This is a genomic window from Pseudomonas sp. TSO6, assembly GCF_056098905.1.
In genome coordinates, this window is sequence record NZ_JBLZWV010000074.1 from 52,090 (window position 1) to 70,745 (window position 18,656).

Annotated in this window: 18 protein-coding genes; 11 read left to right on the forward strand and 7 right to left on the reverse strand. The window is 61.4% G+C overall.

The features are described 5' to 3' along the window. Positions 1 to 24: 24 nt before the first annotated feature. The 3 genes from ACN6NG_RS29455 to ACN6NG_RS29465 are packed head-to-tail and all read left to right on the forward strand — an operon-like array spanning position 25 to position 1,792. On the forward strand, positions 25 to 654 hold the full coding sequence (locus ACN6NG_RS29455) for an FMN-binding negative transcriptional regulator (RefSeq protein WP_474317465.1): 630 nt from the start codon (positions 25 to 27) through the stop codon (positions 652 to 654). A 12-nt stretch (positions 655 to 666) separates the two neighbouring features. Continuing rightward, complete coding sequence (locus tag ACN6NG_RS29460; protein WP_474317468.1) at positions 667 to 1,113, forward strand: N-acetyltransferase family protein; 447 nt, start codon at positions 667 to 669, stop codon at positions 1,111 to 1,113. A gap of 7 nt (positions 1,114 to 1,120) precedes the next feature. Further along, on the forward strand, positions 1,121 to 1,792 hold the full coding sequence (locus ACN6NG_RS29465; protein ID WP_474317471.1) for a GNAT family N-acetyltransferase: 672 nt from the start codon (positions 1,121 to 1,123) through the stop codon (positions 1,790 to 1,792). 184 nt (positions 1,793 to 1,976) lie between these two features. On the opposite strand, the gene oadA is transcribed toward ACN6NG_RS29465, so the two are convergent. Both oadA and ACN6NG_RS29475 read right to left on the reverse strand, forming a co-directional pair. Continuing rightward, positions 1,977 to 3,782, reverse strand: coding sequence for a sodium-extruding oxaloacetate decarboxylase subunit alpha (gene oadA, locus ACN6NG_RS29470; protein ID WP_063422549.1), 1,806 nt, complete (start codon positions 3,780 to 3,782; stop codon positions 1,977 to 1,979). A gap of 11 nt (positions 3,783 to 3,793) precedes the next feature. Continuing rightward, positions 3,794 to 5,209: an acetyl-CoA carboxylase biotin carboxylase subunit gene (locus tag ACN6NG_RS29475; protein ID WP_016502270.1), complete on the reverse strand. Its 1,416-nt coding sequence runs from the start codon at positions 5,207 to 5,209 to the stop codon at positions 3,794 to 3,796. A 189-nt stretch (positions 5,210 to 5,398) separates the two neighbouring features. Here ACN6NG_RS29475 and ACN6NG_RS29480 point away from each other — a divergent pair, with 189 nt between their 5' ends. Then, entirely contained in the window at positions 5,399 to 6,361 is a 963-nt protein-coding gene (locus ACN6NG_RS29480; protein ID WP_063422551.1) for a LysR family transcriptional regulator, read from the forward strand. Here ACN6NG_RS29480 and ACN6NG_RS29485 read toward each other — a convergent pair. After that, positions 6,303 to 6,521 carry a PA3496 family putative envelope integrity protein gene (locus ACN6NG_RS29485; RefSeq protein ID WP_081237737.1) on the reverse strand — a complete coding sequence of 73 codons (219 nt, stop codon included), beginning with the start codon at positions 6,519 to 6,521 and terminating at the stop codon, positions 6,303 to 6,305. The two genes, ACN6NG_RS29480 and ACN6NG_RS29485, sit on opposite strands and share 59 nt — an antisense overlap. A gap of 213 nt (positions 6,522 to 6,734) precedes the next feature. Further along, positions 6,735 to 7,601 carry a transcriptional regulator HexR gene (hexR, locus tag ACN6NG_RS29490; RefSeq protein ID WP_016489869.1) on the reverse strand — a complete coding sequence of 289 codons (867 nt, stop codon included), beginning with the start codon at positions 7,599 to 7,601 and terminating at the stop codon, positions 6,735 to 6,737. A gap of 103 nt (positions 7,602 to 7,704) precedes the next feature. Between hexR and zwf the strand changes: the two genes are divergently transcribed. The 5 genes from zwf (at position 7,705) to ACN6NG_RS29515 (ending at position 13,369) form a co-directional block, all read left to right on the forward strand. Beyond that, complete coding sequence (gene zwf, locus ACN6NG_RS29495; protein WP_063422554.1) at positions 7,705 to 9,147, forward strand: glucose-6-phosphate dehydrogenase; 1,443 nt, start codon at positions 7,705 to 7,707, stop codon at positions 9,145 to 9,147. An 89-nt stretch (positions 9,148 to 9,236) separates the two neighbouring features. Next, positions 9,237 to 9,554 (forward strand): hypothetical protein, encoded by a 318-nt coding sequence (locus tag ACN6NG_RS29500; RefSeq protein ID WP_063422556.1) that lies wholly within the window; start codon positions 9,237 to 9,239, stop codon positions 9,552 to 9,554. A 118-nt stretch (positions 9,555 to 9,672) separates the two neighbouring features. Beyond that, positions 9,673 to 11,859 (forward strand): DNA helicase II, encoded by a 2,187-nt coding sequence (uvrD, locus tag ACN6NG_RS29505; RefSeq protein ID WP_016502275.1) that lies wholly within the window; start codon positions 9,673 to 9,675, stop codon positions 11,857 to 11,859. A gap of 132 nt (positions 11,860 to 11,991) precedes the next feature. Continuing rightward, positions 11,992 to 12,846 (forward strand): Tim44 domain-containing protein, encoded by an 855-nt coding sequence (locus ACN6NG_RS29510; RefSeq protein ID WP_049273944.1) that lies wholly within the window; start codon positions 11,992 to 11,994, stop codon positions 12,844 to 12,846. A 115-nt stretch (positions 12,847 to 12,961) separates the two neighbouring features. Continuing rightward, positions 12,962 to 13,369, forward strand: coding sequence for an SMI1/KNR4 family protein (locus tag ACN6NG_RS29515; RefSeq protein WP_016502277.1), 408 nt, complete (start codon positions 12,962 to 12,964; stop codon positions 13,367 to 13,369). A gap of 306 nt (positions 13,370 to 13,675) precedes the next feature. On the opposite strand, the gene ACN6NG_RS29520 is transcribed toward ACN6NG_RS29515, so the two are convergent. After that, positions 13,676 to 15,436 carry a cation:proton antiporter gene (locus ACN6NG_RS29520; RefSeq protein WP_474317475.1) on the reverse strand — a complete coding sequence of 587 codons (1,761 nt, stop codon included), beginning with the start codon at positions 15,434 to 15,436 and terminating at the stop codon, positions 13,676 to 13,678. A gap of 342 nt (positions 15,437 to 15,778) precedes the next feature. Here ACN6NG_RS29520 and ACN6NG_RS29525 point away from each other — a divergent pair, with 342 nt between their 5' ends. After that, a complete protein-coding gene (locus ACN6NG_RS29525) occupies positions 15,779 to 16,264 on the forward strand; it encodes an acyl-CoA thioesterase (RefSeq protein WP_003253263.1) in 486 nt (161 codons plus the stop codon). Here ACN6NG_RS29525 and pdxY read toward each other — a convergent pair. Further along, positions 16,261 to 17,133 (reverse strand): pyridoxal kinase PdxY, encoded by an 873-nt coding sequence (pdxY, locus tag ACN6NG_RS29530; protein ID WP_016502280.1) that lies wholly within the window; start codon positions 17,131 to 17,133, stop codon positions 16,261 to 16,263. The genes ACN6NG_RS29525 and pdxY overlap by 4 nt on opposite strands. Before the next feature lie 119 nt (positions 17,134 to 17,252). Between pdxY and ACN6NG_RS29535 the strand changes: the two genes are divergently transcribed. Beyond that, the gene (locus ACN6NG_RS29535) at positions 17,253 to 17,645 is read left to right on the forward strand and encodes a DUF3301 domain-containing protein (protein WP_049273938.1); all 393 of its coding nucleotides are present in this window, start codon (positions 17,253 to 17,255) and stop codon (positions 17,643 to 17,645) included. Here ACN6NG_RS29535 and ACN6NG_RS29540 read toward each other — a convergent pair whose 3' ends face one another. After that, positions 17,646 to 18,617 carry a CobW family GTP-binding protein gene (locus tag ACN6NG_RS29540; RefSeq protein WP_474317478.1) on the reverse strand — a complete coding sequence of 324 codons (972 nt, stop codon included), beginning with the start codon at positions 18,615 to 18,617 and terminating at the stop codon, positions 17,646 to 17,648. It abuts the gene before it with no gap. Positions 18,618 to 18,656 lie beyond the last annotated feature (39 nt).

Here is an 18,656-nt window from a genome sequence, read left to right on the forward strand (position 1 = left end):
CACCATTGCACAAGGAAACCGAGCATGTACAACAGCAAACCCCACCAGGAGCACGACCTCGGCCGTCTGCACCAGCACATGCTCGACACCCGCCTGGCCGTGCTGGTCAGCCAAGGGGAGCAAGGCCTGTTGGCCACACACCTGCCGGTACTGGTCGACACGGGCGAAGGCGAGTTTGGCACCGTCTATGCGCACCTGGCACGGGCCAACCGCCAATGGCAGGACCTGGCACAAGGTGGCGAAGCCCTGCTGGTCTTCCCCGGCGCCGATGCCTATGTCAGCCCCGGCTACTACCCAAGCAAAGCCGATAACCCCAAGGTCGTGCCGACCTGGAACTACCTGGCCGTACACGCCTATGGCCCGGCCGAAGTCATCCATGAAGCCGAGCCTCTGCTCGCTATCGTCAGCCGCCTGACCGAGCGCCACGAACAAGGCCGCAATGAACCGTGGAGCGTCGCCGATGCCCCGGCTGACTACATCGACGGCATGCTCCGCGCCATCGTCGGTATCCGTCTGCCCATCGCCCGCCTGCAAGGTGCGCGCAAGCTCAGCCAGAACCGCTCCGAGCAAGACATCTCCGGCGTGCGTGAAAGCCTGAGCGCCAGCCCTGATCAACTGGACAACCAACTCGCGGCGCACATGCGCCAACTGTGAAGGAATAGCCCCATGCCCAGCGTTACCCTGCGCCCCGTCAACGCCCAAGACCATGCCGCCTGGCTCGCCCTGTGGCAGGCCTACCTGCACTTCTATGAAACCGAGTTGGCCGATGAAGTCAGCCTCAGCACCTGGCAGCGCCTGCTCGACCCACGTGAGCCGACCCATTCGGCACTGGCCTGGGTCGATGGCAAGGCGGTGGGGATGGTCAACTTCATCTACCATCGTTCCAACTGGAGCATCGAAAACTCCTGCTACCTGCAGGACCTGTACGTGGACAGCTCGCAACGTGGCCTGGGCATTGGTCGCCAGCTGATCGAGCACGTCTACACCACAGCCAAGGCCGACAACTGCATCAAGGTCCACTGGCTGACCCACGACACCAATGCCACCGCCATCAGCCTGTATCAGCAGGTTGCCGAGCGCTCGGGCTTCATTCAATTCCGCAAAGGCTTGTAGGCCGAACATGACAGACGTATTGAACTGGAAACCCGCCGCAACGCCCGAGGCCGAGCCTATTGACGGCCGCTTCATCCGCCTGGAAAAGCTCGACCCGGCGCGCCATGGCGACGACCTCTGGGAAGTACTGCAAGGCCCAACCGCCGACCCGGTGCTGTGGGACTACCTGCCCTATGGCCCGTTCGCCGAACGTGCTGCCTTCGACCGTTGGCTGGAGGGCAACGCCGCGGGGCGCGACCCGCTGTTCTACACCGTCATCGACCGCCCCAGCGGCCAGGCCCAGGGCATTCTCAGCCTGATGTCGATCGTGCCCGACCACGGCCGCATCGAAATCGGCCACATCGCCTTCGGCGCCGCCATGCAGCGCACACCCAAGGGCACCGAGGCGGTGTACCTGCTGGGCAAGCTGGGCTTCGAACTGGGCAACCGCCGGCTGGAGTGGAAGTGCAACAACGCCAACGCGCGCTCCAAGCGCGCGGCTGAACGGTTCGGCTTCGTCTACGAAGGGGTGTTCCGCAAGCACCTGGTGGTGAAGGACCATAACCGCGATACGGCGTGGTATTCGATTACCGATGATGAATGGCCAGCAGTGGCTGCGGGGTTCGAACGGTGGTTGAGCGAGGAAAACCAGCAGCCGGGAGGCCAGGTAGAAACGCTTGAGGCATGCCGTAAAAGCTGACAAATGTGGCTGATCAGCTGGCCTCTTCGCGGGTAAACCCGCTCCCACAGGTTCACCACTGACCTCAAGGCTTGTGGAAATCCTGTGGGAGCGGGTTTACCCGCGAAGAGGCCAGCAAATACAGCACAAAAAAAGGGGAGCATCCGCTCCCCAGAGGTTAACCGCTTGTAGATGAGGGCTTATCTCAGCCTTCGATCTCGATCAGGATCTCACCCGGCGTCACGCGATCGCCCTTGGCCACATGGATGGCCACGACCTTGCCGGCGATGGCCGCCTGCACTTCGGTTTCCATCTTCATGGCCTCGGTGATCAGCACGGCCTGGCCAGCCTTGACCACGTCACCTTCCTTGACCAGTACATCGACGATGTTGCCTGGCATGTTGGTGCTGACGTGGCCTGGGTCGGTGGCTTGCTTGCGCTTGCTGCCGCCGCCGACGAACTCGTTGAGTGGCTCGAACACCACTTCTTCCGGCATGCCGTCGATCGACAGGTAGAAGTGGCGCTTGCCTTCGGACTTCACGCCAACGCCAGTGATGTCGACACGGTAGGTTTCGCCGTGCACGTCGATGACAAACTCGGTCGGGACGCCTTCACCGCCTGGCGCAGAAACGGCGCCAGCCTCTGGAATTGGCAACAACGCTTCCGGGGTAAGGGTGCCGGCTTCGCGCTCTTCGAGGAACTTGCGGCCAATGTCCGGGAACATGGCGAACGTCAGCACATCTTCTTCGCAACGGGCCAAGGCACCGATGTCGGCACGCAGCTTGGTCATCTCCGGCTTCAGCAGGTCGGCCGGGCGCACGTCGATCACTTCTTCGCTGCCGATGGCCTGGCGGCGCAGCTGCTCGTTGACCACACCCGGGGCCTTGCCGTAACCGCCTTGCAGGTACAGCTTCACTTCGTTGGTGATGGTCTTGTAGCGCTCGCCGGCCAGCACGTTGAAGAACGCCTGGGTACCAACGATCTGCGAGGTCGGCGTCACCAGCGGCGGGAAGCCGAGGTCTTCACGCACACGCGGGATCTCTGCCAGCACTTCGTTCATGCGGTTGAGCGCGCCCTGCTCTTTCAGCTGGTTGGCCAGGTTGGAAATCATGCCGCCCGGCACCTGGTTGACCTGCACGCGGGTGTCCACGGCGGTGAACTCGCTTTCGAACTGGTGGTACTTCTTGCGCACGGCGTAGAAGTACAAGCCGATTTCCTGCAGCAGCTCCAGGTCCAGGCCGGTGTCGAACTCGCTGCCCTTGAGCGCAGCAACCATCGACTCTGTACCTGGGTGGCTGGTGCCCCAGGCGAAGCTGGAGATCGCGGTGTCGATGTGGTCGGCGCCGTTTTCCACCGCTTTCAGCTGGCACATGGCGGCCAGGCCGGAAGTGTCGTGGGAGTGGATGAACACCGGCAGCGACTGCTCGGCCTTCAGCGCCTTGACCAGTTCACCCGCGGCGAATGGGGTCAGCAGGCCGGCCATGTCCTTGATTGCCACCGAGTCGCAACCCATGGCTTCCATCTGCTTGGCCTGGGCAACAAAGGCGTCGATGGTGTGCACAGGGCTGACCGTATAGGCGATGGTGCCCTGGGCGTGCTTGCCGGCGGCCTTGACCGCTTCGATGGCCACGCGCAGGTTACGCACGTCGTTCATGGCGTCGAAGATGCGGAACACATCGATGCCGTTTACCGCAGCCTTGGCGACAAAGGCCTTGACCACGTCGTCGCTGTAGTGGCGGTAGCCCAGCAGGTTCTGGCCGCGCAGCAGCATTTGCAGGCGGGTGTTGGGCAAGGCTGCGCGCAGCTTGCGCAGGCGCTCCCACGGGTCTTCCTTGAGGAAGCGCACGCAGGCGTCGAAGGTGGCGCCGCCCCAGACTTCCAGCGACCAGTAGCCGACTTTGTCGAGCTTGTCGCAGATCGGCAGCATGTCTTCGGTACGCATGCGGGTGGCCAGCAGGGACTGGTGGGCGTCGCGCAGGATCGTGTCGGTTACGTGAATTTTCTTGGACATTATAGGTTTCCTCACAGGCCTGCGTGGGCGGCGATGGCGGCGGCGATGGCCAGGGCCAGCTCTTCGGGTTTGCGCTTGATCGAGTAGTTGGTCAGCTCAGGGTGGCTTTCGACGAAGCTGGTATTGAACTGCCCGCTACGGAATTCCGGGTTGCGCAGGATTTCCTGGTAGTACGCGGCGGTGGTCTTCACCCCTTGCACGCGCATGTCATCCAGGGCTCGCAGGCCGCGGTCCATGGCCTCTTCCCAGGTCAACGCCCACACCACCAGTTTCAGGCACATGGAGTCGTAGAACGGCGGAATGGTGTAGCCGGTGTAGATCGCTGTATCGGTACGAACACCCGGGCCGCCGGGGGCGTAGTAACGGGTGATCTTGCCGAAGCTGGGCAGGAAGTTGTTCTTCGGGTCTTCCGCGTTGATGCGGAACTGCAACGCGTAACCGCGGTGCTGGATGTCTTCCTGCTTCACCGACAGCGGCAGGCCCGAGGCGATGCGAATCTGCTCACGGACAATGTCGATACCGGTGATTTCCTCGGTGATGGTGTGCTCCACCTGCACCCGGGTGTTCATTTCCATGAAGTACACCTCGCCATCGGCGAGCAGGAACTCCACGGTGCCGGCGTTCTCGTAGTTCACCGCCTTGGCCGCACGTACCGCCAGGTCGCCGATGTAGGCGCGCTGCTCGGGCGTGAGCTGGGGGCTTGGAGCAATTTCGATGAGCTTCTGGTTACGGCGCTGGATCGAGCAGTCGCGCTCGAACAGGTGCACCACGTTGCCGAAGCTGTCACCGAGGATCTGTGCCTCGATATGCTTGGGGTTGACGATGCACTTTTCCAGGAACACTTCGGCCGAGCCAAAGGCCTTGGTGGCCTCGGAAATCACCCGTGGGAAGTTCTGTTCCAGCTCTTCGCGGCTGTTGCAACGGCGAATACCGCGGCCGCCGCCACCGGAGGTGGCCTTGAGCATCACCGGGTAACCGATGCGCTCACCTTCGCTCAGGGCTTCATGAATATCGGCAACGTTGCCTTCGGTGCCCGGGGTTACCGGCACACCGGCGGCAATCATGGTGCGGCGCGCTTCGGTCTTGTCGCCCATGCCGCGAATGACGTTTGCGGCGGGGCCGATGAACTTGATCCCGCGCTCGGCGCAGATCTCTGCCAGTTCAGCGTTTTCCGACAGGAAGCCGTAGCCCGGGTGCAGGGCATCACAGCCGGTTTCCACAGCCAAGTTCACCAGCTTGCGCGGGTTCAGGTAACCGGCCAGCGGCTCGGCACCAATGCTGTGGGCTTCGTCGGCGCGCTTGACGTGCAATGCGTGCCGATCGGCGTCGGAATAGATCGCTACCGAGCGTATGCCCATCTCGGCGCAGGCACGCACGATCCGAACTGCGATTTCACCTCGGTTGGCGATCAGGATTTTTTTTATCACTGGAGTCTTCCCAAAGCCGTAGGAACAGTCGAGCCGGTTCTACCGGTCGGCGCGTGACCAGGCGTTGCTGGCCAGTCGCGTATTCACCCTAGCGCTGTAGGTCGATAAACAAAAATCAATATTTGTTAGAGGCAGCATTAGTAAAAGCTTATAGTGCAGTTACAAGGTGTTGCCGAAGGGCGTTGGAAAATGCGTAAGTCATTGATGCGTATGACTTTGCGTCAATTGCAGATCTTCAATGAGGTGTGCGATTTGCGCTCGTACAGCCGTGCGGCGGAGGAGATGTCGCTGACGCAACCCGCCGTTAGTCTACAGATCCGCCAGCTCGAGGAGCTGATCGGCCAGCCGCTGTTCGAGTACGTGGGCAAGAAGCTCTACCTGACCGAAGCGGCCGAAGCCCTGCAACGCGCCAGCCGCGACATCTTCGGGCGCCTCGAGAGCCTGGACATGCAGCTGTCGGACATGCAGGGCTCATTGCAGGGGCAGCTCAAACTGGCGATCGAGTCCAGCGCCAAGTACTTCGTGCCACACCTGTTCGCCGCCTTCAAGCAGCGTCACCCGGAGGTCAACCTGACCCTTACGGTGGTCAATCGCGCCCAGGCCATCCGCCGCCTTTCGGATAACCGCGACGACATCATCATCATGTCGATGGTGCCGCAGGACATGGGCCTGGAATTTCTGCCGTTCCTCAACAACCCGATCATCGCGGTGGCACCGCCCGAGCACCCGCTGTGCAAGCTGGACCAGCTGCGCCTTCAGGACCTGGAGCCTCATACCCTGCTGGTACGCGAACAAGGCTCAGGTACGCGCAAGGCCTGCGAGGAGTATTTCAAGGACAAGCGCGTGCATTTCACCCAGACCCTGGAGGTGGCCTCGGCCGATGCCCAGCGCGAGTGCGTGATCGCCGGCCTGGGGATTGCCCTGCTGACCCGCCATGCGGTCAACCTGGAACTGGCCACCGGTGCGCTGAAGGAGCTACCGGTGGAAGAGCTGCCGCTGTACCGCAGCTGGTGCGTGGTGCAGTCCAAGGCCAAGCGGCAGTCGCCGGTGGCCTTGGCGTTTCTGGCATTCATCCGCAGCGAACGTGCGCTGATCAGCGCGCTTGTTGAGCGTTTTTCGGGGAAGTTGCCGCTGAAGACTGCCACACTGTGAGTGCTTGCAACTCGGGATAATCCACCAGGTCGCGCAGCAGTTGACGTTGGTCGCAATAGGTCTCGATCGCGCGGCGATATTCCATGCGGCGCTGATCCTTTTCCTGCTGCTTGCGAGCTTTGGCGTTGGGTTGGTAGATACCGTCGTGGTCACGTGCCATTGCCTGTCTCCCAGATAGGATGCGGGAGTTTCAGACTGGCTTTGAAGGTTTACGGTTTGGCTGTGGAATGGTGACAAAACAGTTAAATCTGCTTCGCCTATGCAGGCCCTTTCGCGGGTAAACCCGCTCCCACAGGGAGAGCGCCGACTTCAAGAGGTGCGCAGTACCTGTGGGAGCGGGTTTACCCGCGAAAGGGCCTGCGCAGAAAGAAAATCAGTCGTCTGTAGCCTTGATCGACTTGGGCGACAAACGCAGGCTGCGCAAGCTACGCTTCACGCTTTTCAGGTGGTTGACCAGGCTCGGGCCGCGCGCCATGGCGACGCCCATGGCCAACACGTCGATTACCACCAGGTGAGCGATACGCGAGGTCAGCGGGGTGTAGATTTCGGTGTCTTCATGCACGTCGATTGCCAGGTTCACGGTCGACAGCTCGGCCAGCGGCGTCTGGCTTGGGCACAGGGTAATCAGGTTGGCACCGCTCTCACGCACCAGGTTGGCGGTAATCAGTAGGTCCTTGGAACGGCCCGACTGGGAAATGCACACCGCCACATCGCCAGGCCTCAAGGTTACTGCCGACATCGCCTGCATGTGCGGGTCGGAATACGCGGCCGCACTGAGCAGCAGGCGGAAGAACTTGTGCTGGGCGTCCGCCGCAACCGCGCCGGATGCACCAAAGCCATAGAACTCCACACGCTGCGCCTGGGCCATGGCGCTCACGGCCTGTTGCAGCGCATGCGGGTCGAGGTGCTCGCGCACTTCCATCAACGTATGCAGGGTGGTGTCGAAAATCTTCAGGCTGTAGTCGGCAACCGAGTCGTCTTCATGAATGGCGAACTGGCCAAAACTGGCCCCGGCGGCCAGGCTCTGCGCCAGTTTCAATTTCAGGTCCTGGAAGCCCGAGCAACCGATCGCCCGGCAGAAACGCACGATCGTCGGTTCACTGATACCCACGCTGTGCGCCAGGTCGGCCATCGAGCTGTGCATGACCGCAGCCGGGTCGAGCAGCACGTGGTCGGCCACTTTGAGTTCCGATTTGCGCAGCAGGTGGCGCGATTGGGCGATATGTTGCAACAGATTCACGGGCTGGACTCGGTTATGATCGACTGGCCGGGTTGTAGCTTTCTTGTAGTTATACTACATGGACGCCAACCCGCCCAGTTAAACGAACGTGGAGAGTGGCGGTTTGACTATTCCTTGCGACATTCTGGTGTTCGGTGGCACCGGCGATCTGGCCCTGCACAAACTCCTCCCGGCGCTCTATCACTTGTATCGCGAGGCGCGCCTGAACAACGCGGTACGCATCATCGCCCTCGCCCGCCGCAACATAAGCCGTAACGAATACCTCAAGCTCGCAGAACGCCATTGCCGAGCGCAGATTGCCCGCAATGACTTCGACGAAGACATATGGCAACGGTTTGCCGCGCGCCTCGACTACTTCCCCATGGATGCATCGCAAAGCGCCGACTTCGGCCGCCTGGCGCGCTACCTGGGCGAACCTGGCGGGCTGACGCGCATTTTCTACCTGGCCACCGCTCCCAACCTGTTCGTGCCGATTGCCAACCACCTGCGTAACGCAGGCCTGGCCGACCCCGAAGCGCGCATCGTGCTGGAGAAGCCGATTGGTCACTCGCTAGCCTCGGCCACCGCCATCAACGAAGCGATTGGCGCAGTGTTCGACGAAAACCAGGTATTTCGCATCGACCACTACCTGGGCAAGGAAACCGTGCAGAACCTCATGGCCCTGCGCTTCGCCAACGCCCTGTTGGAGCCGGTGTGGCGCAACAATCAGGTCGACCACGTACAGATCAGCGTTTGCGAAACCCTGGGGGTAGAGAACCGCGGCGCCTACTACGACCGCGCCGGGGCAACCCGTGACATGCTGCAAAACCACCTGTTGCAGCTGCTGTGCCTGGTGGCCATGGAGCCCCCTGCGCAGTTCGAGGCTGAAGCGGTGCGCGACGAAAAGGTGAAGATCCTGCGGGCCCTCAAACCCATCACCGGCCAGGACGTGCAGGACAAGACCGTGCGCGGTCAGTACGGTGCCGGGCACATCGGCGGCCAGGAGGTGCCGGCCTATTACTTCGAAAAGGACGTCGACAACGACAGCGATACCGAAACCTTCGTGGCCATCGAAGCGCACATCGACAACTGGCGCTGGGCAGGTGTGCCTTTCTACTTGCGCACCGGCAAGCGCATGGCGCGCCGCTCGTCGCAGATTGTCATCCAGTTCAAGCCGGTACCCCACGAGCTGTTCAGCGGTGGCCAGGTCAACCAGCTATTGATCCAGTTGCAGCCGGAGGAGCGCATCAGTCTGCGCATGATGACCAAAAGCCCAGGCAGGGGCATGCGGCTGGAACCGGTCGAGCTGGACCTGAACCTGGCTCAGGTGTTCAGCCAGACTCGCCGCTGGGAAGCTTACGAACGGCTGCTGCTGGACATCGTAGAGGGTGATTCGACACTGTTCATGCGCCGCGATGAAGTGGAGGCGGCCTGGCACTGGGTCGACCCGGTAATAAAGGGTTGGCAGGAGCACTTTCAGGCGCCCCGCCACTACGCCGCCGGCAGCAATGGCCCGGAACAGGCCGGCAGCCTGCTGGCCAGGCATGGTAGGCATTGGTACAGCTGAAGCGCTTCGCTCTGCTTTGCGGGTAGGTGCCGCAAGCAATCTGTCGTTCGGAAGGGGCATACCGCGCTTTCCAGGACAGGAGTTTTACCATGATCATCGACTGCAAAGACTGGCAAGCCCAGCACGACAAAATGCCACCAGGCACCCGCCTGCGGGTGAACGGGACCATCACCGTCAGCCATCCAGGCATAGTACCGGTACTGGTCAAGCGCAGAAAGCAGGACAGGTCCTTTGCACTGGCCCTGGAGCTTGAACTGCAGCAACAGGACGGTAACTTCATGCAGGTTGTCTGCGACAAGCAAGTGACGTTCGAAACGCAAGACGAGCACGGCCAGATCCCGAAGGTGGACATTATCCACGACGGTAAACTGATCGCCTGCATCACCGACATCGTGGAAACCCATTGATGTAGACGCGGCGGCCACTGCAAGCGCATCGCCTGTAGTGGCCGCTTTGTATGTTTGCCAGGGTGAATATTTATACAGTGCCATTTACCCTTCCCCTGCTGCGCCCTAGAATGGCCCGATGCACACAGATGACCTCTCCCTCCTGCTGAACTCCCTCAACGATGCTCAACGCCAGGCCGTCGCGGCCAAGCTCGGGCGTCAACTGGTGCTTGCTGGCGCCGGCTCCGGTAAAACCCGCGTGCTGGTGCACCGCATCGCCTGGCTGATCCAGGTGGAGCAGGCATCGCCGCATTCGATCCTGTCGGTGACCTTCACCAACAAGGCGGCGGCAGAAATGCGCCACCGGATCGAGCAACTGCTGGGGATCAACCCGGCAGGCATGTGGGTCGGCACCTTCCACGGCCTGGCCCATCGCCTGCTGCGGGCCCACTGGCAGGAAGCGCGGCTGGTGCAGAACTTCCAGATCCTCGACAGCGATGACCAGCAGCGCCTGATCAAGCGGGTCATGCGCGAGCTGGGCCTGGATGAGCAGAAGTGGCCGGCACGCCAGGCCCAGTGGTTCATCAACGGGCAGAAGGACGAAGGCCTGCGCCCGCAGCATATACAGGCTGGGGGCGACCTGTTCCTGGCGACCATGCGCGAGGTGTATACCGCCTACGAACAGGCCTGTGAGCGCGCCGGGGTCATCGACTTCTCCGAACTGTTGCTGCGCGCCCTGGACCTGTGGCGCGACCACCCGGGCCTGCTTGAGCACTACCAGCGGCGCTTCCAGCATGTGCTGGTAGACGAATTCCAGGATACCAACGCCGTGCAGTACGCCTGGCTGCGCCTGCTGGCGCGCGGTGGTGCCAGCCTGATGGCGGTGGGCGACGACGACCAGTCGATCTACGGCTGGCGCGGTGCCAAGATCGAGAACATCCACCAGTACACGGCCGACTTCCCCGACGCCGAAATGATCCGGCTGGAGCAGAACTACCGCTCCACCGGCGGCATCCTCAAGGCCGCCAACGCGCTGATCGTCAACAACACCGGGCGCCTGGGCAAAGAACTGTGGACCGACATGGGCGAAGGCGAACCGCTGACCCTGTACGCGGCCTACAATGAGCACGACGAAGCGCGCTACGTGGTGGAAACCATCGAAAGCCTGGTCAAGCAGGGCAATGCGCGTAACGAAATCGCCATTCTGTACCGTTCCAACGCCCAGTCGCGGGTGCTGGAAGAGGCCCTGCTGCGCGAGCGTATCCCCTACCGCATCTATGGTGGCCAGCGCTTCTTCGAACGCGCCGAAATCAAGAACGCCATGGCTTACCTGCGGCTGATCGAAGGGCGTGGCAACGACGCGGCCCTGGAGCGGGTGATCAACGTGCCGCCACGCGGCATTGGCGAGAAAACCGTCGAAGCCATCCGTGAGCATGCCCGCCACAGCCAGCTGTCGATGTGGGAAGCCATGTGCCAGCTGCTGGCGGCCAAGGCCATGAAGGGCCGCGCCGCCAGCGCCCTGGGTGCCTTCATCGAGCTGATCGAGGGGTTGGCTGCCAAGGTCACGGACATGCCCCTGCATACCATGACCCAGACCACCATCGAACAGTCCGGGCTGATCACCTATCACCAGGAAGAAAAGGGTGAAAAGGGCCAGGCACGGGTAGAAAACCTTGAGGAACTGGTGAGCGCGGCGCGCAACTTCGAGTCCACCGACGAAGACGCCGATCTCTCGCCGCTCTCGGCCTTCCTCGGCCATGCCTCGCTCGAAGCCGGCGATACCCAGGCCGACGAGCATGAGGACAGCGTCCAGCTGATGACCTTGCACAGCGCCAAGGGCCTGGAGTTCCCGTATGTGTTCCTGGTGGGTATGGAAGAAGGCCTGTTCCCGCACAAGATGAGCCTGGAAGAGCCCGGCCGCCTGGAAGAGGAACGCCGCCTGGCCTATGTCGGGATTACCCGCGCCATGCGCCAACTGGTCATGACCTACGCCGAAACACGTCGCCTGTATGGCAGCGAGACCTACAACAAGGTGTCGCGTTTCGTACGTGAAATTCCGGCCGGCCTGATTCAGGAAGTGCGCCTGTCCAACAGCGTCAGCCGCCCGTTCAGTGGGGCCAAGACGGCCACCAACAGCAACCTGTTCGCCAATGCCAATATTCCGCAGACAGCGTTCAACCTCGGTCAGCGTGTGCAACATGCGGTGTTTGGCGAAGGCGTGATCCTCAACTTCGAGGGTTCGGGCGCCCAGGCACGGGTGCAGGTGAACTTTGCCGAAGGCAGCAAGTGGCTGATGCTGGGGTACGCCAAGCTCGAAGCCATCTGAAGACCAAGGCCGCCCTGCCGGGGGGCCTTGTAACATTCAGGCAAAAGCTCGAAACACTATGTCGCTGGTCATGTGCCCGGGAACCTGTGCACCATGACGCGCGTGCAAACCACAACAGGGGATATCCCACTTATGCAACGTTTTCTTAGCATCGCACTGGCGCTCTGCGTCGGCCTGACGCTGAGCCTGGACGCCAACGCCAAGCGTTTCGGCGGCGGCAAGAGCTCGGGCTCCGCGCCTATCCACCAGACCCGCCAGGCTACGCCAACCACGCCTGCCGCCGCACCGGCTGCCGCACCTGGTCGTGCAGCTCCGGCCGCCAGCGGTGCTTCGCGCTGGCTGGGCCCACTGGCCGGCCTCGCCGCCGGTGGCCTGCTGGCGTCCATGTTCATGGGCGACGGTTTCGAGGGCTTCCAGATCATGGACTTCCTGATCGTGGCGCTCATCGCCTTCCTGGTGTTCCGCTTCATTGCCGCACGCCGCCGCCAGCAGCAGCCGCAAATGGCCATGCCAGGCCATGCGCCGATGCAGCGTGAAGCTCACAACCAGCCGGCACAGCCATCGGTGTTTGGTGGTTCGGCTGCACCTGCCGCCGCTGCCCCGGTGATCAACGCCCCGGCCTGGTTCAACGAGCAAAGCTTCCTGGCTGCTGCCCGTAACCACTTCCAGTCGCTGCAGCAGCACTGGGATGCCAACGAAATGGACAAGATCACCGAGTTCGTCACCCCGCAAATGCTCGAGTTCCTCAAGCGTGAGCGTGCTGAACTGGGTGACGGCTTCCAGTCCACCTACATCGACAACCTCGAAGTACAGCTGGACGGTATCGACGACCGAGCCGACCGTACCGACGCCACCCTGACCTTCCGTGGCGTGTCGAAGAACTCGCGCTTCGACCAGGGCGAAGTGTTCAGCGAAAGCTGGCACATGGTTCGCGCCCCAGGCGAGAACCAGCCTTGGCTGGTCGCCGGTATCCGTCAAAACGGCTAACCGCAGCGTGCTGTACAAAAAAACCCCGGGCCTGCCCCGGGGTTTTTGCTTTTGCCAGAGTGGCCTACTAGGGTATAACGCGCAGCGTTGTCATCTAGGTCAGAGGAAGTGAACCGTGGAAGAAGTGATCGAACAACTCCGTGAAGCCAATCAGCCAGTGCCGGTGCCCCTGGAGCTTCCCGACGAGGACCAGTTGGTCGAAATCGAAGAAGAGCTGTTCATCAACATACCCTTCGTGTTCAAAGAGTTTCTACTGACCGTCAGCGACGTGGTGTATGGCTCGCTGGAGCCGGTGACTGTCACCGACCCACAATCGCACACCTACCTGCCCGACGTCGCCGCCAACGCCTGGGATGCCGGCGTGCCGCGCGACCTGATTCCGCTGTGCCAGGACGGCGACAACTACTACTGCGTCGAAGAAGACGGCACCGTGGTGCTGTGGGATGCGGAAGAGGAAATCGCCGGTGAAGAGAGCTGGGAGTCGGTGTGGCACTGGGCGCGGGATGTGTGGCTGGAGAGCTGATCCCCCCATTGCCTGCGTTACCACGATCCCTGTAGGAGCAGCCTTGCGCTGCGAAGAGGCCATTGCAGCCGCAGATAGTCGTTAGCCTTACCGGCCTCTTCGCAGCACAAGGCTGCTCCTACAAGTGATGTGTGATGTGCAAGAAAGTTGCTCCCACCAAGCCCGTTCACAGCCTGCAGCTGTAAAATTTATGGCTTAGTGCCACCACCCTGATTAAAATCGCCAGGCTTTCTGCGCCTGGCGACATTGCTACCGCTCCATCCCCTCGGACGACGATGAAATCTTGCGCAGGGAGCATTGCTCCCTTCAGTGCGTATTCTCGCGACTGTTTTCCAGCGTCTCCAGCAAGGCAATCTGCATGCGCGTGTGCACGCGGATGAACCAGCGCCACAACAAGGCCACCACCACTGCGGCCACCACGGCAATGACCAACAGCAACTCGCTGGTGGGCAGAATGCTCGCCGACAATGCCGACAGCAGCAGGAAAATCACCAGCAGTGACAACAGCGGAATAACTTCGGCGATCACGCGGCGTACACGCTGGGTATGCCGCCCGGCCATTTCCGCCTTCACGCCCATTTCTGCCAGCAGCATCGACAGCGCCTTGAGCTTGCGATAGGCAGCGATCAGGAATGGCAGCGACAGCAACAACGCCGCCCCCCAGATCATCGCCTTCTGCTGGCTGACATCGCCGACCCACTCACTGAGCCAGTTGCCGATACGCCCTGCAAAGTAACCACCACTGAAGAAGATGGCGATCACCAGCGCCAGGTTCACCCCCACCTGCAACAGGATGCGCCGGATCATTGCGGCCAGCATGGCGCTCTCGCCCTGCGGCTGGATGTTGCGCAACCACTCGCCATACAACGAAAGCACCCGCGCCAGGCGGCTGGGCACCACATTGCCAAGCTTTTGCGACAGCGGGTCGGCCGCACGGATCAGGTAAGGCGTCAACAGCGTGGTGATGGCCGATACTGCGACCGCCACCGGGTACAGGAAGTCGCTGGTCACCTGCAGCGTCATGCCCAGCGCCGCGATGATGAAGGAAAACTCGCCAATCTGCGAAAGGCCCATGCCCACCCGCAGCGACGTGCGCCCGTCATTACCGGCAATGAACGCCCCCATGCCACAGGAGAGCATCTTGCCCAGTACCACCGCCAAGGTAATGACCACGATCGGCCAGGCGTAATCGACGAGTACCTGAGGGTCGATCATCAGGCCGATGGCGACGAAGAAGATGGCGCTGAACAGGTCACGTACCGGCTCGATCAGGCGTTCGATCTTCAGCAACTGACGCGATTCGGCCATGATCGCGCCAATCAGGAAGGCGCCCAGCACCATGCTGTATTCCAGCTTCACCACCAACAGGCAGAAGCCGAAGCACAGGCCAAGCACGGTAATCAGCAGCATTTCGTTGCTTTCGAACTTGGCCACATAGGCCAGCAGCCGCGGCACCAGCAGAATGCCGATGACCAAGGCAACGATCATGAACAGCGACAATTTTCCTACGGTGGAGAACACTTCCCCCGAGCTGACCGAGCCGCTGACAGCAATGCCTGACAGCAGGGCGATAATGCCGATGCCGAGGATGTCCTCCACGATCAGTACGCCGAAGATCAGCTGGGCGAAGCGCTCGTTCTTCATCTTCAGGTCGTTCAGTGCCTTGACGATGATGGTGGTCGAGGAAATGGCCAGGATCGCGCCGAGGAACAGTGAATCCATGGTGCTCCAGCCGAACCAGCGGCCGATCTCGAAACCGATCCAGATCATCAGCACGATTTCCAGGAACGCCGCGATGAACGCCGTGGCGCCCACCTTGAACAGCTTGCGCAGGCTGAATTCGAGCCCCAGGCAGAACATCAGGAAGATCACCCCCAGTTCGGCAAGGATCTTGATAGTCTCTTCGTCATGGATCAGGCCGAATGGCGGGGTGTGCGGGCCGATGATGAAGCCGGCGACAATGTAGCCCAGCACCACCGGCTGCTTGAGGCGGTGAAAAACAATGGTGACCACGCCAGCGACCATCATGATGACTGCCAGGTCCTGGATGAAGCTGATGGCATGCATGGCGTGATACTCCTTTTCTCGTCTTTTTATGGATGCCTGGGCAGACCGCTCCTCTGCCAAGGCAAACCTGAGCGAGCAGCAAGTACATACTGTATTGAGTGCAGGAAAGCCCATGGTGCATGGGCGTACTCAGGTTAACATCGCGCCTCGCCGCAAATAGCCGGTGCAATATGCAGAAACAGATCGGCTGGAAAAGCGCCGCTGATGGCATGATCAGCGTGACGATGGCGCGTCAGGCAACGTCCCGTATTCGTACGGCAAATTCAAAAGAGGGGAACAGAAGTGTCAGCAGATAACGCCCTCCATTCGCCCGATTCAGCGCAACCTCACCGTGAGCACACTATGGAACCTGGAAACGCCCAGCTGAGCATGACCGTCCTGATGACCCCGGACATGGCCAACTTTTCTGGCAACGTACATGGCGGCACCTTGCTCAAGTACCTCGACGAAGTGGCCTACGCGTGCGCCAGCCGCTATGCCGGCAGCTATGTGGTGACCCTGTCGGTCGACCAGGTGATTTTCCGCGAGCCCGTGCACGTGGGTGAACTGGTGACCTTCCTGGCGTCGGTCAACTACACCGGCAACACCTCGATGGAAGTCGGCATCAAAGTGGTGACCGAGAACATCCGCGAGCGCTCGGTGCGTCATTCCAACAGCTGCTTCTTCACCATGGTCGCAGTCGATGACAACCGCCGCCCGGTGCCGGTGCCGCCGCGCCAGCCGCACAGCAGCGAAGAAAAACGCCGCTTCCTGCAAGGCCAGCAGCGCCGCCAGATCCGCCAAGAGCTGGAGAAGCGCTACCAAGACCTGAAAACCGACGCGATCTAAAACGCCAGCAACTGCGCCTCAAAGCGCACCCGCGGGTGGGCGATGCGGTCCTGGGCCCGTACCAGCTGCAGTTCGTAGCTGGCACAGGCCTGGGTTTCCAGCAGCACCTCATGCACGGCTGCAGCCGTGAATTCGAACGCCTGCACCCAGCTGTCGCCGAGCAGCACGCGGGCCAGGAACAAGCCTGAGGTCAGGTCACCCACCCCCACCGGCTGGCGCGGGAACGCCAGCAGCGGGCGGCGCAGGTGCCAGCTGTGCTCGGCGGTCACCAGCAGCATTTCGAACTGGTCTTCGGCCCGCCCGGGGTAAACCAGGTGTTTGACCAGTACCACCTGCGGCCCACGCTGCAACAGGCTGCGCGCCATGCCCACGCAATCCTCCAGCGATTGCGCGCGGCGCCCACAGAAGCTGTCCAGCTCCAGCTGGTTGGGGCACAGGATGTCGGCCCGCGCCGCCGCCTCGTCGAGCAGGAACTCGCTGACTTCCTGTGGCACGATGCAGCCCTTCTCCGGGTGCCCCATGACCGGGTCACACAAGTACAAAGCCTTGGGGTTTACCGCCCTGATCCGCTCGACACCCGCCAGAATAGCCCGCCCCTGCTCGGCACTGCCAAGGTAGCCAGAAAGCACCGCATCGCAGTGACCCAGTTCGCCAATGTTGGAAATACCTTCCACCAATGCAGGAATTTGCGCCGGGGCAAGCACTTCACCCGCCCACTGGCCATACTGTGTGTGATTGGAGAACTGCACGGTATTGAGTGGCCAGACATTGACCCCGATACGCTGCATGGGAAACACCGCGGCGCTGTTGCCGGCGTGGCCGAACACCACATGGGACTGGATGGCGAGCAGGTGCGGGGTACGTTTCATGCGGGGGTTTCCAAAGCTGTTTCAAGGATTGTGCGCAGCGCAGTATGAACTCGATTGCCACCTGTACGACAGGCCAGGGACGCAGTTAAGCTGGATCTACCTGTTTGGAGCATATGCAAATGTTGACCCTGGAGAATGTCTTCGTCCTGATGCTGTTAGCCACGGCAGGCGGCTGGTTGTGGCACAACCATGGGTTGCGCGAAAAAGCCCTTGAACGGGTCAAACAGCACTGCGCCAAGCTCGACCTCGAGCTGCTCGACGATGCCGTCGCACTCAAGCGCATCGCCTTTGTCCGTGATGCCAATGGCCGCAAGCGCCTGGCACGCGTCTATGCCTTCGAATTCACCGTTACCGGCGAGCAACGCCACCCCGGTACCGTGACCCAGTTTGGCGCGCACAGCGTGCAGATCGAGCTGGCGCCCTACCCGTTCGAAATCAAGACCCCGCCACGCACCGACAATGTCATCGAGATGCAGCAGTGGCGCCAGGAGCACAATCGCTGGCGCAATTGATCAGCTGACGCGGCATTCGCTCAACCCCGCTTGCAGTGTGGGTTGCGATTGCGGCTGATCAAAAATCAGCTCGATACGGCTATCCCTTCGCCATTTACTGGGCTGCCACATCGGCATGTCACCCTTGAGCCCATTGAATGACAGCCAACCTTCCACGCTGTGGATAACCCCTTTCGCACGCCGCCATGGCAAGGTCCCCAAGAACGCCTGTAGGCGCTGTGGATAAAACTGCTGTGCGGGATGCCAGCGCCAGCCAATGCTCCAACCTCCCTCCCCCTCCTGGGCAAGACAGATCGGCTGGCTGGGGTCTGTCCACAATATTGTTGGGGGACCCTGAAGATTGTCGACAATCTGGTTTTCCTCAAACGGGCTGTCGACAATCTTTACCAGGGCGCCAGGAAGGCATGAGAGCGGCACCTGGCCCTGTACCGACCACATCACATTCTTGTCGTTAAATTTATTAGTTATCAACAACTTAGATTTTTCATCCACAGCCTCTGCCTTGTTGAAAACCACGTATTCAGACGCGTTGAAAGCCTGCTGTTGTGCCTCCGGAAGCGGCTCGTTTCGCACCATGGATTGCGCATCGACAACCATCAACAACGGCTGAATTGTCAGCACTCCAGCCCACGGAGCCTGCTTCAGCTGAGCAAGCAGCTGCAGCGGGTGGCCCAGGCCAGACGGCTCGATAAACAGCCGGTCAGGCCGGGATTTGCGCAACAACCGGCCCAGGCCCACCTGAAACGGCATGCCGTTGACACAACACAGGCAGCCGCCTGCAACCTCGCCGATGGCGATGCCATCTTCGTCGCGGCTGAGCAAGGCCGCATCCAGGCCAACCAGGCCGAATTCGTTGATCAATACCGCCCAGCGTTCGTTGGCCGGGCGCTGGGCAAGCAGATGGCGGATCAGGGTGGTCTTGCCGGCCCCCAGTGGGCCAGCAATTACATGGGTGGGAATGTTCTGCAGCATGGGATGGCTTCAGGCGGGGTGATGGCTCACTATGCGCCG

Coding starts and splice junctions, on each gene's coding strand:
- ACN6NG_RS29455 (WP_474317465.1), top strand. CDS start 25: ATGTACAACAGCAAACCCCACCAGGAGCACGACCTCGGCCGTCTGCAC.
- ACN6NG_RS29460 (WP_474317468.1), top strand. CDS start 667: ATGCCCAGCGTTACCCTGCGCCCCGTCAACGCCCAAGACCATGCCGCC.
- ACN6NG_RS29465 (WP_474317471.1), top strand. CDS start 1,121: ATGACAGACGTATTGAACTGGAAACCCGCCGCAACGCCCGAGGCCGAG.
- oadA (WP_063422549.1), bottom strand. CDS start 3,782: ATGTCCAAGAAAATTCACGTAACCGACACGATCCTGCGCGACGCCCAC.
- ACN6NG_RS29480 (WP_063422551.1), top strand. CDS start 5,399: ATGCGTAAGTCATTGATGCGTATGACTTTGCGTCAATTGCAGATCTTC.
- ACN6NG_RS29485 (WP_081237737.1), bottom strand. CDS start 6,521: ATGGCACGTGACCACGACGGTATCTACCAACCCAACGCCAAAGCTCGC.
- ACN6NG_RS29500 (WP_063422556.1), top strand. CDS start 9,237: ATGATCATCGACTGCAAAGACTGGCAAGCCCAGCACGACAAAATGCCA.
- uvrD (WP_016502275.1), top strand. CDS start 9,673: ATGCACACAGATGACCTCTCCCTCCTGCTGAACTCCCTCAACGATGCT.
- ACN6NG_RS29510 (WP_049273944.1), top strand. CDS start 11,992: ATGCAACGTTTTCTTAGCATCGCACTGGCGCTCTGCGTCGGCCTGACG.
- ACN6NG_RS29520 (WP_474317475.1), bottom strand. CDS start 15,436: ATGCATGCCATCAGCTTCATCCAGGACCTGGCAGTCATCATGATGGTC.
- ACN6NG_RS29525 (WP_003253263.1), top strand. CDS start 15,779: ATGGAACCTGGAAACGCCCAGCTGAGCATGACCGTCCTGATGACCCCG.
- pdxY (WP_016502280.1), bottom strand. CDS start 17,133: ATGAAACGTACCCCGCACCTGCTCGCCATCCAGTCCCATGTGGTGTTC.
- ACN6NG_RS29535 (WP_049273938.1), top strand. CDS start 17,253: ATGTTGACCCTGGAGAATGTCTTCGTCCTGATGCTGTTAGCCACGGCA.
- ACN6NG_RS29540 (WP_474317478.1), bottom strand. CDS start 18,617: ATGCTGCAGAACATTCCCACCCATGTAATTGCTGGCCCACTGGGGGCC.